Consider the following 15,260-nt stretch of genomic DNA (forward strand, 5'->3'; position numbering starts at 1 on the left):
CAATTATTTGCGTGTGCTTTGTGTTTTATGGATGCAATGGAGCGGTGCTTTTGTGTGGAAAAGTATTGGGTTTTCTCTATGCCTCTGCTGTAAAGTTCCGATAGGTGCTAGGTTTGCAAGCTACTTGGGGAAACGATATGACCGATGCGGCGACACTCGGCGCGCGCAAATTGTTGCGTCACGCCACTTTGCGACAGGTTGAAGTGTTTGAATCGGTGGCGCGGCATGTGAGCTTCACGCGCGCGGCGGAAGAACTTCATCTCACGCAGCCTTCGGTTTCGGCACAGGTGAAAAGCTTGGCGGAGGTGGTCGGCGAACCCTTGTATGAACAAGTCGGGCGGCGGATTTATCTCACCGATGCCGGCCAGATTGTTGAGCGCAGTTGCCGTGAAGTGATCGATATTTTATCCAATGCCGAAATGTCGCTCAGTGAATTAAACGGGATGCGCAAAGGGCGATTGCGCTTATCGGTGATCACCACAGCCAAATATTTTGCACCGCTGGCGTTGGGTGATTTTTCATTGCAGTACCCTGATATTGATCTGGAACTCGTGATTTCTAATCGCGATACGCTCCTAAAACGCATTGAAGATAACCGCTCGGATTTGTATGTCATGGGGCAATTGCCGCGCACGCGACTTGATCTGGAAGTGATTCCGTTTGCGCCCAACCCATTGGTGGTGATCGCGCATCGGGATCACATCTTGGCAAAAGAGCGCAATATATCCATGGAACGCATCGCGCAAGAGTCTTTTATCATGCGTGAACCCGGTTCAGGCATTCGCCATAAGGTCGAAGAGCACTTCGCCCGCCACCAGCAAAGTATCAAAACGCGTCTCGTGCTCGATGGTAATGAGGCAATCAAGCATGCGGTCGCTGGGCGATTAGGCATTTCGGTGGTGTCCGCTCATGCCTTAAATCTTGAAAACAGCCAAGAGCCGCTCGTGAAGTTGGATGTGCAGAGCTTTCCGCTTCAGAGCATGTGGAATATTGTCTATCCCCGTGGAAAAGCGCTGTCGGTGGTTGCTCGCCAGTTTCTGTCGTTTCTCAAAATTCATGGCGGCGATTATTTGCACATTGGTTGATAGAACGGCCCAATTTCAAGATTCGGTTTAACCATTTTTAAAATTGATATATCATAATTATAAGTTATCAAATAGAGGTGTTTTTAACCATGACCGGTACATATCCCGAAAAAGCCCAGCCTTCTGCTTCGCGGCTTTTGCGCCACTTAAACGTCATGACCTTGGTGGAGGGCGCTTCTCTGATCGCCTTGGTTTTAATAGCCGTTCCCATAAAATACGGTCTTGATTTTCCCCTGGCCGTGAAGGTGGTCGGCCCGATTCATGGCGCTTTGTTCGTTTGGACCATGGGTGTGCTTTTGGTGAGTGTGATTGCCGGACGCCTGGCCATTTCCAAAGGTGCGGGTGTGTTTTTGGCCGCACTTATCCCTTTTGGTGGCTTGTGGTCACACCGGTTGCTGGATCGAGAGCTCGCTCATCATGAGCCTAAAAGCCCAGTGAAATAAGGGCGCCTCGAAAAACCTACTGCGCGCCCCGATTGCCGCGTTGGGCGGTGCTAACGCAAAGCTGGCGTCAGCCCGCTCCCTCGCCTATCTATTTGATATGTCTCGGTCGCTGCGCTCCGGCCGCCTTGCACTCGGGCCGCTCGTGACGGTTTTCCGAGGCACCCATAAATTAGCAGCCCGCCGGGCTTGCCTCCAACCCTGTTATAGTGCGCCTTGCGATCGCTTGGCCACTGAGACAGGGTTTTTTTATGACCATTTCTATTGATGTGAATGATGTTGAATTCACAGCCATCCGGTCTCAGGGTGCGGGCGGGCAGCATGTCAACAAAGTTTCTACGGCCATTCATCTACGCTTTGATATTCGCGCCTCGGCTTTGCCTGATGAAGCCAAAGAAAAACTCTTGGCAGTCTCCGATTCGCGCATTAGTCGAGACGGCGTGATCGTGATCAAGGCGCAACGCTTTAACAGCCAGGACAAAAACCGTGCTGATGCGCTGGCGCGTTTGCAAGCGCTGGTGGCTCAAGCCCTTCGCCCCGTCAAACCACGCAAGCCGACCAAACCCACCCGCGGCGCGCAATTGAAGCGCTTGGCGAAAAAGGTGCAACGCGGCCAGACCAAACTGCTGCGCGGACGCGTTGTCGAATAAACTCAGGATTCTTCCGTTATGGCGCAAAAAGCGACTGTCTATAAAGTCGATCTCGATATTTCTGATATGGATCGGTCGTATTACCTAAGCCATCACCTGACGCTGGCCTTGCATCCCTCGGAAACCGAATCGCGCATGATGTTCCGCCTGCTGGCCTTTGCACTGAATGCGCAGGAAGCGTTGCAGTTCACGCGCGGGCTATCGGCGGATGACGAACCGGACATCTGGCTCAAAGACCTCACGGGCGCGATTGATCTGTGGATCGAGGTGGGTTTGCCGGACGAGCGCCGTCTGCGCAAGGCCTGCGGGCGGGCAAAACAAGTACTGGTTTACGCATACGGTGATCGTGCCGTGTCCGTATGGTGGGCAAAATCTGCACGCGAGTTCGCACGGCTCGACAACCTGCGCGTGTTTTCCATTGATGATGAGTCGCTTGACGGGCTAACCGCACTGATAGGCCGAGGGATGCATCTGTCCGTCAGCATTCAGGATGGCGATATCTGGTTCTCTGACGGTGAGGGCAATGTGCCGATAACCGTTCGTTCGTTGCAACCTGCATGATTTTCTGGTGATTTCAGGCCCTGTCTCTAAGGCGAGGATCAGGCTGAACTGGATTGCTCCAGCAACCTATTGAGGTTGATGAAATTTTGTTTGTTCGCATCCCGATTACCTTGTTATGCGTAAGTTAAGACAGCGCTGCACTTGTGTGCGCGCCGACAGGGTAACTCGCGTAATAACATCTTGGATGCGTACAGCGAATTTTGAGTTAAACCACAAAGGTTATTGGTTATGAAGCGATACACGCGTTGGGTCGGGCTATTTTCTGTGCTGCTGCTGTTGCCGCAATGGGCACAGGCTGCGGACATTCACTGGCAGCCTTATGGCCCGGCTGTGTTTGCAAAGGCCAAGGCAGAAAACAGGTTGATTTTGCTCGATATGGTGGCGGTGTGGTGCCACTGGTGCCACGTGATGGAAGATAAAACCTATTCCGATCCCGCAGTCGCCAATGAGATCAACGCGCATTTCGTTGCGGTCCGGGTGGATCACGATGCGCGCCCAGACTTGGCGGAGCGTTATCGCAATTATGCCTGGCCAGCCACGATTATCCTTCGGCCAGATGGCGGCGAGGTGCTTCGCAAAGCCGGTTATATCCCACCTGAGCGGATGATGAAGCTGTTGCATCAGGCAGAACAGTTGCCCGTGTTGGCACCTGAACCCGAGCAGGTGGCCGATGCTGCTCCGTCGTCAGGAGATCCACTTAGTTCGACTGTTCGCAACATGCTGATTCGCAATCATCTCTCGCTCAATGATCCCGTGTTGGGTGGCTTGAAATTGCCACAAAAGTTTCTGGTTGAGGGTGAGGTGCGCTGGGATATGTACTTGGCCGCCCACGGCGACAAACAAGCAAAAAAACGAGCAATCGCTTATCTGAATGCGGCCTTGAAATTAATCGATCCGGTGTTTGGTGGAGCCTATCAGTATTCAACTCATGGTGATTGGCAGCATCCACATTTTGAAAAAATTATGTCAGTCCAGGCTGATTATCTGCGGGTCTATAGTCAAGCCTATACTCAATTTGGCGATGATCGCTACCGCCAAGCGATTGCAGCGATTGCAGGCTATCTCAATCAATTTTTAAGCGCGCCAGATGGTGGTTTTCATCCGAGTCAGGATGCCGATTTGGTCCAAGGAGAAAAGGCCAATACCTATTTCGCCAAAGACCGCGCGGCGCGCCTTGCCGAGGGGGTACCCCGTGTCGATCCGCACCAATACACCGCACAAACAGCCATGGCAATAGAGGGGCTGCTGGACGCGTATCACGCCACGGGCGATCGGCAATATTTCTTCCGAGCCATGGCAGGGCTGGACTGGGTGTTGCGCCATCGACGCTTGGATGATGTTGGATTCAAGCATGATGCGAAGGATGTCGCGGGGCCTTATTTAATCGATAATCTGTATATGGCACGGGTTTATCTGGCGCTTTATCGCATTACCCAGACGCCGATGTGGTTGACGCAGGCCGAACAATTGGGTGATTGGATCAGTACGCATTTCACTCGGTCTGAGGGCGGTTTGTTCAGTGCCGTGCCCGATGGCACACCAGTGTTACCTGTGCCGCAAGTTGATCAAAACCTGCAGGCGGCTGGGTTCTATTTGGGATTAGCGCAAGCGAGTCGAAAACGGCATTATCTTGAAACGGCGACGAATATTCTGGCTTATTTGGCGCGTCCGGCGGTGGCATCCGCGCGGTCTTCCAATGCAGGTATTTTGCTTTATGACGCCCAGCGTGACGCGCTGGCTAAATCATTGCCCAAGAAAACGAAGGATGCGCCTGCTTCCTGATGGGTGCAGAGATGAATGGATATATTAAGGGCACTTTGAAAGGTTTTTCGATGTGCCCTTATTTATTCGATTATTTGATTAGAATGTGACGGTAAATAACTAGCAATATTAATTATTTTATTAACAATCAAGTGGTAATTAAAAGTTCACCTTAATGGCACAAAAACTTCACGTGTCTGACTTAGTTTACTTCGGTCTCAAGTCGAACAGATTTGAACATGAACGAATAAAACTTGTGGAGCCATTATCATGAACAAAAATATCCTCGCGCTGGCCATTGCCGGCGTCTTTTCGCTCGGTTTGGCCGGCTGCAATAGCTCGGACGATACAACCGCAAGCGCAACGCCTGAACCTGCCAACCCAGCACCGACCGGTACCACACTGGCAACCCCGACGGGTGCGGCTCAGAATGAATTCATGGTTGCGACCGATTTCACCGTGCCGGGGTACACAAGTAACCTCAATGGGGCCTCAGACACGTTGCAAACAGCTGCGGTCGATGCGGCCAAAACCCAGCCTTTTGGTTTTCACAAGCTGGTCGCCACCGGTTACGAAGACAATAACGAAACGTTCGGCTGGATCAAAGATAAAGACAAAAAGGGACTGGTGTTCGCTGATGGCAGCAAATACATCTGTAATGGCACCAACCAAGGCGTGGGTTCTGGTTTGGACAACTCATCGCTGATCAAGCAGGCCGATGGCAGTTTGCGTCTTGTTGCGCAGTTCGAGTGCCAGGTGGGTGCAATGTACACCGCCGGTATCGATCAGGATGCCGTGACGGGTGCATTGAGCATGAAGCCAAACAGTCTGCAATTCATCGACCAGTCATCCGAGTTTGGCGGCTACACCCATTGCGCCGGCATGGTCACGCCGTGGAATACGCATCTGGGCTCGGAAGAGTATGAGCCGAATGCGCGCCTGGACAGCCAGACCTCTGTGGGCAAGACGGACGACACTTTCTACAACGCCACTTTCCCGTTCTGGACGGGGTCGGTCGATTCGGCTCAAAACAACGATCCAGCCACGGGCATGAACCCGTATTTCTACGGCTGGATTCCGGAAGTCAAGGCCGATGGCACAGGCTTCACCAAGCATTACAGCATGGGTCGTGTATCGCACGAACTGGCGTATGTGATGCCGGATCAAAAAACCGCGTACCTGTCGGATGACGGCACCAACGACGGGTTCTACAAATTCGTGGCTGACAAAGCGGGTGATTTGAGCGCGGGCACTTTGTATGCGGCCAAGTTCACGCAAACTGATGCCACGGCTGGCGGTAAGTTCACTCTGAGCTGGATTAGTCTCGGTCATGCAGACGATGCCACAATTCGTGCGGAAGTGGCTAAGCGCCCGGTGTTCGATGATTTGTTTGCGACGGCCACACCCGATGCGACAACCAATGCCTGCCCTGCCGATTTCACCCGAATCAATACCGAAGCGGGCTTGGAGTGCTTGCAAATCAAAACGGGCATGGATGAGATCGCTTCTCGCCTGGAAACCCGTCGTTATGCGGCCATGATGGGTGCGACCACTGAGCTGCGCAAGACCGAAGGCATTACCTTCGACGCGGCGACGAAAACCATGTATGTGGCAATTTCCTCAATCGAGCGCGGCATGGAAGATGGGTATTCCACGGTGAAGAAGACCGATAAATACGACAAAGGCGGCAACAACGATATTCGTCTGCCAGCCAATACCTGCGGTGCCGTCTATGCACTGCCTGTTGATACCAACTACAACGCGACCGCATGGAATGTGGTGATCGCGGGCACGCCCACAACCTATGATGCCAACTCGCCTTACACGAATAACTATTGTGATGTGAATGGGATTGCCAACCCGGACAACATCAACATGATCCCCGACACCAGTCTGCTGATGATCGGCGAGGACAGCGGTGCGCACATCAACAATGTTTACTGGGCGTATGACCTCGATACGAAGTCGCTCAAGCGGGTGTTGACAGTTCCCAAGGGCGCCGAAGTCACCTCTACCTTCTGGTATCAGTTCGGCAACTTCGCTTACCTGAGCGTGGTCGGTCAGCATCCTTTGAAAAAAGAGAGCACCGCGACACCTGACCAGAAGCAAACCCTGCTCGGTTACATCGGGCCGTTCGTTAAGAACTGATTCATCCAGAATCAAAATGGCGGCGCTTAGCCGTCATCGCCCAAGGCCGATATGAGGGCCGATGATTCATCGGCCTTTTTTCCATCGATGTTTCAGTATCAACCTCTGCTGCATCAAGCCTCGATGGAAAAAAGTCATTCTGGTTCGACCAGACCCCCCATGCTGTTCAAATCGAGGGTATCCCCGTGCGCCGTTCTGTTGATAAAACCATCCTGATTACTTCACTGGTGGCATTGCCTTTCTTGCTTGCGAATTGTGGCGGCAGCGGAACGGATACCGCCAAAACGACTACTTCCGATGGGGCTGCCGACAAAACGGTCGTGTCACTCAACAGTGATGCCATGCTCAACCCGGCCGCCTACATCCCGCCTCAGTGCTACACCCAAACCCGTGATGAAACGGGCGCGTTCGCTGGAAAATCCTCAAACCCCTGTTTTGCCTGTCACAACATGGGCAAAGAGCCCAATTACACCAACGACGCAGATCTTCAGCTCACCTACGCCATGCCGGCGTTTGCGCAAAAGAACAACTGGTCGAATCTGTTTATCGACCGACGCCCGGAAATCGCCGCGATCGACGACGCAAAAATCCTCGAGTACGTTCGTCAGGATAACTACCACGATGCCGCCGGTCTGGTGGCACTTCAACGCGTATTGAACGCACCATTGCCCGCCGGATGGGACGCTAACGGTGATGGCAAATGGAATGGATACATTCCCGATGCTTACTTCAGTTTCGACGAGACCGGTTTTGACCACGCGCCGGACGGCAGTTACACCGGCTGGCGTGCCTTTGCCTACGCGGCCTTTCTCGGCACCTTCTGGCCGACCAACGGCAGCACCGATGATGTGCTCATTCGCCTGGCATCCGCGTTCCGCGAGAAAACCGACGGCACGTTTGATCTGACCATCTACACCGTCAACCTAGCCATCATGCAGGCGATGATCCAACGTCAGAACGTGCCGATTGCAGCAGTCGATGAACGGATCTTCGGTGTCGATCTCAATCGGGACGGCCAACTCGGTACAGCAACGCAGATCACCTACGATTGGTCGCCCACGGAAGGGCGAAACATGCAGTATGTGGGGCTGGCTGGCGAGCACCTGGCTCAAGGTCAAGTGCATATCGCAGCGGGTTTATACCCTGAAGGCACCGAGTTCATTCATACCGTGCGCTATCTCGATCCGGTGGGCGGCGAGGTGGGCATCGGCATGTCCGCACGGATGAAAGAAGTGCGTTATGCCGTGAAACGGGGCTGGAATAATTTTGCCCAGTTGAAGAGCTATGCCGATGGCGAGGTGCTGGAAGACATGCGTTTTCCTGATCGCTTGCGGCGCTTTGTCGGCAACATCGAAACCGGGCTGCAAAATGGCACCGGCTGGTATTACGCGGGCTTCATCGAGGACAAGCAGGGTGATCTGAGGCCACAAAGCAAAGAGGAATTGAGCGCCTGCATGGGCTGCCACAGTGCCCTGAGCGTAACCACCGATTCAAGCTTCGCCTTCCCCCGCAAACTCAACGCGGATCAAGCCGACGGCTGGTACCACTGGACGCAACGCGCCAAGGGCTTGAACGGCTTGCCGGAACCCCAATACGCCAACGGGGTGTATGAATATACCCATTACCTTGATATCAACCATGCAGGCGACGAGTTCCGCGAAAACAAAGAAGTCATCGCCAAATTCTACGGCACCGGTTCAACGCTCATACCGGCTGAAGTTGATGCCTTGCATCACGATATCGGCACCTTGCTTTTGCCTTCCAAAGAACGCGCCATCGCGCTCGATAAAGCCTATTACCTGATCGTGCAAGAGCAAAGCTTCAACAAAGGCCGTGATGCCATCATCGAGCCGCCGGTCAATATTCACAAAACCGTGGGCGAGGATGAAGCTACGGGTGTGAACGAGATTTATCTAATTCCACGTTGAGAAGATGGAAAAAATGAGCGCTCTCCCATGGGCCAAGTTATGAATGGAAAGCACTGACCACATTGATGTTGATGAGGAGCCGATTTAATGAAACGTTTATTTTTGTTTGTCTTTGCGTTGGTTTTATCGCTTGGCCATTTGCCAATCGTGAACGCGACCACTTTTTTCTCTGAAGATTTTGCGAGCAAATCACTCGGACAAATGACCACTGTCAATGTCGCTTCGAATGCCAATTGGGTGTATGGCAGTTACCAAGGCGATGATTTTGCCAAGATGAATGGCTACGGCGCAGATGTGGCAAGTGATGACTGGCTGCTGACGCCCCAAATTACTCTGCCTGCCGGTGCGGCCGCCAATCTGTTTTACACCACGATTAAAGGTTTTGATGGTCCCGCGTTGCAAGCGATGATATCTACCGATTACGATGGCTCAGGCACGCCAACCGCTGTGCAAGCAGCCACATGGACAACGCTGGGCGGTGCGCTGCCGACCAACACAACGGGTTACTCGTCCGCCACATCATCTGGTCCCGTCGATTTGTCGGCCTACGCCGATCAAAAGGTCACGATTGCCTTTCATTACACATCGACTGGTACGGTCAGCGGGGCGGCGGCGACATGGGAGGTGCTTGATGTTCAGGTCGGCGATGGTGGAGCGGCCCCTTCGGTGGCGGCCAGCGCCAGCGAAACCTCGGTGTTGACACAAACTCCATTGACCTTTAATGCCAAAATCAACGGTGGCACACCACCGCTGCAAGCGGTTTGGCAGTTTTCTGATGGACTCACGCAGACCGGTGCGCAAGTCCAGCATCAGTTCCTCAACCCGGGTGATTACACCGCTACAGTCACCGTTACCGACGCCAATGGCCTTTCAGCGACAAGTGCACCTGTCAACGTTACTGCGCTAAAGCCTCAAGCTTACGTATTGCCTGAGCCTAAAGGTACCCTCCGTGTTGCAACTTTTAACACCTATCTCAATCGCACGGTAGAAGGTGAGCTGGCGGCTGATCTGGGCGCGGGCGATGCGCAAGCGGCTGCGGTAGCCGAGATTATCCAGCGCGTACGGCCTGATGTAATTTTGCTCAACGAATTCGATTACGATCCGAGTGGTGATGCCTTAGATTTGTTTGAACGCCGTTATCTCGCCATTGGGCAAAATGGCGCGCATTCTATCCAATATCCTTACCACTATGTTGCGCCCGTCAACACGGGGGTGCAATCCGGTAAGGATCTTGATCACAACGGTACGCCGGGCGATCCGGGCGATGCATTTGGCTTCGGCAGCTTCCCCGGTCAATATGGCATGGTGATCTTATCGATGTATCCCATCGAAGCAGACAAGGTCCGCACTTTCCAGAAGTTTTTGTGGAAAGACATGCCCAATGCCCTGTTGCCCAAGAATCCTGATGGGAGCAGCTACTACACTCCGGCTGAATTGGATGTATTCCGCCTGTCATCGAAATCGCACTGGGATGTGCCCGTCTATGTGAATGGTAAAACGCTACACATACTGGCCAGCCACCCGACGCCCCCCGTATTTGACGACGGCACCCTCGGCGTAGACAAAGATGTGGTGGATTGGAACGGCACACGCAATCACGATGAGATCCGGCTCTGGGCCGACTACATTGATCCCGCAAAAAGTGGTTACATCGTTGACGATAAAGGCGGCAAAGGCGGTTTATCGGCCAACGCACGCTTCGTGATTGTCGGTGATGAAAACGCTGATCCGAAAAAAGGAGATTCAACCAATAAGGCGATCCTGCAATTATTGGATAACCCGTTGGTAACCGACACTGATCCGACATCCATTGGGGCACTGGATAATACTGATGCCCGTTTTGGTGCCAGTGCGGATGACACCATTGAAGATGGCCTGCGCCTCGATTACGTGCTGCCTTCGACCTTTGGCGTCACAGTCGATCAAGGTCAGGTTTTCTGGCCGGGACGCACATATGATTTATCCCGCTTGACGGGTTTCCAGACCGTGATCAGCTCCGATCACCGGATGAACTGGCAAGATATGACGCTTAACGTAACCGCTGTCGATGACGTCATGCCCAGCGAGCCAGCCCCCGATTCTGGCAACACCGCCACATCGAATGACGGCGGTTCCGGTGCTGTGGGTCCTTGGGCACTATTGTTATTGACAGGCCCCCTGTTGCTGGCGCGAATCATCCGTCGCAAGCACAACAATCCAGCCTGATTTAGAACGGTGATAGGCCGCTCGTGAATGGGGCGGGTAAACGGAAATGGCTGATAGAAATAATGCACCTTGATGGAAATCAACGGTGCATTATTTATTGCGGGCTCTTGGGCGCGGGTTGAGGCTCGAATGCCGAGGATGAGTATCCGTTTTTTACTCCAGCGTTTGGTTGGCTGAACCGATGTGGTTTAAAGCATGATTGTTCGTTTAATTTTTTAATGCCCAAGGTGCTTGCAAGATCGTCACGGTATTCTCTCCCCGACCTTCATGTACGATGACCAGCTTTTTACCATCCGCGCTGAAACTGGCGCCTTCCCATTGCTCAATGGATGGCAGGGAAACCGATGCGAACGGCTTTTGCAGTGCCGTTGGCCAATCCTCTTTCGCCCTGCGGTAGAAGTAATACACCGCGCTGTAGGTCAGGATGGCCAACAGGTGCCCATCGGGCGTGAGCGCCATGGCGGTTGGTTGATCGGCGTACGGGCTGGTGAATGGATGCAGCAGCCAACTGACGAGATCCGGGGCGGGCAGCGTGGGTAGATTGGCAATGAATCGCGCTGTGACGACCGCTGCTTTTTTCTCCTGCGCACTGATGGGCTTGCCGTCGCTGAGGTTTACGCGTGATGTCAGCGGGATTGCGAACAGCCGCGCCGATTTTTCGCGTTTGGTGAGAATCAGGAACTCTCTGTGTTCGGCATCAAACACCAGCGATTCGGCATCATGGCCGCCGCTAAAGCCGCCTTGGCGTCGCGGTGCGGGTACTTGATCGGAATAACGAAAACGGATGATCGCCGTTGGCCTCTGAGTGATATTGGTTTTGAGCGCCACAGGTTCTGGAACAAACCACAGGCGATAATCAGGCCAAGTGCCGCGATTGTCGCCGATGTCGCCGATCACGAGCGTCGGGTTGCCATCCAGATCAAGGTGGGTGATGGCTTCCCAATCGCGTTGCCGAACGCCATCGAGTTTGAGTGTGCCGAGCAATTTGCCATCGTTATTGATGGCGAACAGGAGCGGCACACCTTTTTTAGAAGAAGCCGGCAGGTTGATGTTGTCGTTATGCGTCCAGTAGACGCCAACATGCTGCGGTGAGCGGGTCAGGCCACTGGCTTCATCGACGATGGCCGGCAATGTTGCCGCAAAGGTGCTGTGGCCGATAAAAAACAGCAGACAAAACAATGCCGCCAATCGATAAGTGGGAAGCTCGAAAAACCCGTCATTCCCGCGTATGCGGGAATCCAGCTTATTGATTTTTCTGGGTTCCAGCTTACGCGGGAACGACGAATAACGGGTATTTCGAGGTGCCCAAGTGTCAATTGGCGGCAGGCTTGCCCGCAAGACGGAGCGGAAACTCAATCGCTGCAATTACCCTGAAATTACTCGGCTGATTTGCCTTTGGTATTCAGGCCGAGCAGCGTGTATGCCGGGCAGAAATTGAACAGACCGGTCAGTAACGGGATGATCCCGATATAACCCCAATAGCCAACGACTTCAGGCTTGAACACCGACAGGGCGATGAGCGCGAGACCAACAACAATCCGCAGAATCTTATCGATTGAACCAACATTTGTTTTCATTACTGAACTCCGGATAAATAAAGGGGAACGGTTTAGGCAGGGCATGAACTTTTGTAGTGCCTTGAGAACCTTAGATTACTTCGGTCGCTTGTGATGTTTCACCAGGTGGATTGCGTGCCCGTGCTCAAAGTACACGGTAAACTCGGGATAGACCCAGCGCGTGATCGGCGGCTGATACTTGGTGCCCTTTGCCGGATCGGGCGCCAGTTTCCTGCTGGGCTGGCCGAACTTTTTCGTAATCTGATTCATGGAAAGACCATGAACGTAATACGTTGAGCCGGGTTTGGCCTGGTTGATGTCCGGCCGCATGACCAACTCATCGGCCGATGCGACTTGCGCACCCATGACGAGCGCGACACCAATACCGATTGCCGACAGGTTGCGGGCAAAACGAGAGAAAAAAGGCGAGGTCCGTTGATCCATAACAACAACTCCTAAGTGGGGGCAAGACATAATCTTCCAGGGGTGTTCAGTCCGAGGTCTGACCGAGTGCACATAGGAGATAGTGTAACGCGCTCTGAATCATTTCGGTACTCCTGCGGTCATAGTGGAGCCGAGGCTGCTAAACTGCTCGGTGTTTTAAGAAACCCCTGATTGAATCTGGGGTTTCTCGCAGCACAGGGATGTGTTGCCATGAACGATCACACAAGTGAAGCTCGAAAAATCCGTCATTCCCGCGTAGGCGGGAATCCAGCGCCTTGATTTTTCTAGGTTCCCGCTTTCGCGGGAACGACGAATCACAGGTATTTCGATGTACCCATAAGTGATTGTTCATGAAGAAAATCAAAAATCGTATTTTTTATTTTCGCTCTCTTAAAATTCCAGGATGGAATTATTCAGAGTTTTCTTAAATCAAAATCCAGCGGATACACGGCATGTTTCGATCTTTTGAATGGCTCATCGGCTTGCGGTACACCCGCGCCAAGCGGCGTAACCGGTTTGTCTCCTTCATATCGGCCACGTCGATCATCGGCATCACGCTGGGGGTGACGGCGCTGATCGTGGTGATCTCGGTGATGAACGGGTTTCAGGATGAATTGCGGCACCGTATTCTCGGCATGACGGCGCACGCCACCATCAGCGAGAACGGTCAGGCTTTGCAGGACTGGCGTTCACTTGCGAAAAAGGTCCAGAACGAGCCGGATGTGATGGCGTCAGCACCCTACGTTCAGGCCGAAGCGATGCTCTCGGCCCAACCGAATGTCTCCGGGGCGATCATCCGCGGCATCGAGCCGAAGTATGAGGACGCGGTGACCGACATTGGCAAGCACATGGTCGCCGGTTCGTTGAGTGATCTCAAACCGGGAGGATTCGGCATTGTGCTTGGTGAGGCGCTGGCCCAAAGCCTTGGCGTGGCGGTGGGCGACAAGCTCATGCTCATCACCGCCAATGTCGCGGTCACGCCCGTGGGTGGCTTGTTGCGTCAGCGGCAGTTTACCGTGGTCGGCATCTTCAAGGTCGGTATGTACGAATATGACCGCGGTTCGGCATTCATCGATCTCAAGGATGCGCAGGCCCTATTTCGAATGGGCGATGGTGTGACCGGTTTGCGGCTGAAACTCGATGACATGTTCCGCGCGCCTTGGGTTGCGCGCGATTTGAACCTCAAGCTCGGCAACCCGTACTGGACGACCGACTGGACGCAGGCGAACGGCAATTTCTTCCGCGCGGTACAGACCGAACGCACCGTCATGTTCATCATTCTTTCACTGATTGTCGCCGTCGCGGCGTTCAACATCGTATCCACCCTGGTGATGGTGGTAACGGACAAGCGCGGTGACATTGCGATTTTGCGCACGCTCGGCGCAAGCCCCGGCAGCATCATGCGTATTTTCTTGATTTCCGGCACCGTAATCGGTCTGATTGGTACGCTGATTGGCGTGGGTTTCGGGGTGCTGATCGCGTCGAATGTCGAAACCATCGTGCCGTGGATTGAGCACCTTACCGGTACCCAGTTCATGCCCGCCGACGTGTACTACATCAGCGAAGTGCCTTCCCGATTGGATTGGAACGACGTGTGGCACGTCGGCTTGATGGCCTTCGGGTTGTCCTTCCTCGCCACGATTTATCCTGCCTGGAGCGCCTCACGCGTGCAACCAGCCGAGGCTTTGCGTTATGAATAAACCATCCCAAGCCGCGCCAACACCCGATATCGTGCTCGAAACGCGCCACCTGCATCGCACCTATCGTGAAGGCGATCTTGTCGTGCCCGTACTCAAGGGGATCGATCTGGCCGTCAAAAAGGGTGAAATGCTCGCCATTGTCGGTGCGTCCGGTTCCGGTAAATCCAGCCTGCTGCAATTGATGGGCGGGCTGGATAAACCCACGGGTGGCGAGGTCTGGCTGGCCGGGCACTTGCTGTCCACGCAGAGCGAAGCGGCACGCGGCACGCTGCGCAATCGTCATCTTGGCTTTGTTTATCAGGCGCATCACCTGTTGCCCGAATTTTCAGCGCTCGACAACGTCGCCATGCCGCTGTTGATTCGTCGGTTGCCTCGGGTCGAAGCGCACGCACGTGCCCGGGGGATGCTCGAAGCCGTCGGGCTGGGTGCGCGAGGGGAGCATCGTCCCGGAGAGCTCTCTGGCGGTGAACGTCAGCGGGTCGCCATTGCACGCGCGCTGGTGACCGAACCGGCGGTGGTTCTGGCCGATGAACCGACCGGCAACCTCGATAGCCACAGCAGTGACAGTGTCTTCAATGCCATGGTGTCGCTGAATCAGCGGTTCGGAACCGCCATCGTGCTGGTCACGCACGACAACCAACTGGCGGAACTCATGCAGCGGGTGTTGGTCATGCACGATGGTGTGTTAAAACCGCGTTGAGCGTCTGTGCGCCGCGTGGGGGTGGCCATTTAAGCAAACTATGATAGTGTCCTAATAACCTGTGCTCGGCGCCCGGCGTGCG

At 54.0% G+C, this 15,260-nt stretch carries 13 protein-coding genes; 10 read left to right on the forward strand and 3 right to left on the reverse strand.

What is annotated here, in order from left to right:
* The first annotated feature begins 137 nt into the window (after window positions 1-137).
* From HNEAP_RS01040 to HNEAP_RS12425, 8 genes are all read left to right on the forward strand, one after another.
* The gene (locus HNEAP_RS01040; protein ID WP_012823112.1) at window positions 138-1,085 is read left to right on the forward strand and encodes a LysR family transcriptional regulator; all 948 of its coding nucleotides are present in this window, start codon (window positions 138-140) and stop codon (window positions 1,083-1,085) included.
* A gap of 89 nt (window positions 1,086-1,174) precedes the next feature.
* Window positions 1,175-1,528, forward strand: a complete 354-nt coding sequence (locus HNEAP_RS01045; RefSeq protein WP_012823113.1) for a DUF3817 domain-containing protein — start codon at window positions 1,175-1,177, stop codon at window positions 1,526-1,528.
* Between the two features lie 248 nt (window positions 1,529-1,776).
* Window positions 1,777-2,175: an alternative ribosome rescue aminoacyl-tRNA hydrolase ArfB gene (arfB, locus tag HNEAP_RS01050; protein ID WP_012823114.1), complete on the forward strand. Its 399-nt coding sequence runs from the start codon at window positions 1,777-1,779 to the stop codon at window positions 2,173-2,175.
* An 18-nt stretch (window positions 2,176-2,193) separates the two neighbouring features.
* Window positions 2,194-2,736, forward strand: a complete 543-nt coding sequence (locus HNEAP_RS01055) for a YaeQ family protein (RefSeq protein ID WP_012823115.1) — start codon at window positions 2,194-2,196, stop codon at window positions 2,734-2,736.
* A 228-nt stretch (window positions 2,737-2,964) separates the two neighbouring features.
* The gene (locus HNEAP_RS01060; protein WP_012823116.1) at window positions 2,965-4,518 is read left to right on the forward strand and encodes a DUF255 domain-containing protein; all 1,554 of its coding nucleotides are present in this window, start codon (window positions 2,965-2,967) and stop codon (window positions 4,516-4,518) included.
* Window positions 4,519-4,767: 249 nt separating this feature from the next.
* Window positions 4,768-6,645, forward strand: coding sequence for a PhoX family protein (locus HNEAP_RS01065; RefSeq protein WP_012823117.1), 1,878 nt, complete (start codon window positions 4,768-4,770; stop codon window positions 6,643-6,645).
* A 185-nt stretch (window positions 6,646-6,830) separates the two neighbouring features.
* Complete coding sequence (locus HNEAP_RS01070) at window positions 6,831-8,573, forward strand: hypothetical protein (protein WP_012823118.1); 1,743 nt, start codon at window positions 6,831-6,833, stop codon at window positions 8,571-8,573.
* A gap of 87 nt (window positions 8,574-8,660) precedes the next feature.
* Window positions 8,661-10,778 (forward strand): endonuclease/exonuclease/phosphatase family protein, encoded by a 2,118-nt coding sequence (locus HNEAP_RS12425; RefSeq protein WP_012823119.1) that lies wholly within the window; start codon window positions 8,661-8,663, stop codon window positions 10,776-10,778.
* A gap of 207 nt (window positions 10,779-10,985) precedes the next feature.
* Here the strand turns inward: HNEAP_RS12425 and HNEAP_RS01080 are convergent, their stop codons facing one another.
* From HNEAP_RS01080 to HNEAP_RS01090, 3 genes are all read right to left on the reverse strand, one after another.
* A complete protein-coding gene (locus HNEAP_RS01080) occupies window positions 10,986-12,134 on the reverse strand; it encodes an SdiA-regulated/phytase-like domain-containing protein (RefSeq protein ID WP_133484666.1) in 1,149 nt (382 codons plus the stop codon).
* Window positions 12,135-12,154: 20 nt separating this feature from the next.
* Window positions 12,155-12,355 (reverse strand): YgaP family membrane protein, encoded by a 201-nt coding sequence (locus tag HNEAP_RS01085; RefSeq protein ID WP_012823121.1) that lies wholly within the window; start codon window positions 12,353-12,355, stop codon window positions 12,155-12,157.
* A gap of 75 nt (window positions 12,356-12,430) precedes the next feature.
* A complete protein-coding gene (locus HNEAP_RS01090) occupies window positions 12,431-12,778 on the reverse strand; it encodes a hypothetical protein (protein WP_012823122.1) in 348 nt (115 codons plus the stop codon).
* A gap of 452 nt (window positions 12,779-13,230) precedes the next feature.
* Here HNEAP_RS01090 and HNEAP_RS01095 point away from each other — a divergent pair, with 452 nt between their 5' ends.
* A complete protein-coding gene (locus HNEAP_RS01095; protein ID WP_012823123.1) occupies window positions 13,231-14,478 on the forward strand; it encodes a lipoprotein-releasing ABC transporter permease subunit in 1,248 nt (415 codons plus the stop codon).
* On the forward strand, window positions 14,471-15,178 hold the full coding sequence (locus HNEAP_RS01100; RefSeq protein ID WP_012823124.1) for an ABC transporter ATP-binding protein: 708 nt from the start codon (window positions 14,471-14,473) through the stop codon (window positions 15,176-15,178). The genes HNEAP_RS01095 and HNEAP_RS01100 overlap by 8 nt, the downstream gene beginning before the upstream one ends.
* Window positions 15,179-15,260: the final 82 nt, after the last annotated feature.

It is taken from the genome of Halothiobacillus neapolitanus c2 (assembly GCF_000024765.1).
Classification (GTDB): domain Bacteria; phylum Pseudomonadota; class Gammaproteobacteria; order Halothiobacillales; family Halothiobacillaceae; genus Halothiobacillus; species Halothiobacillus neapolitanus.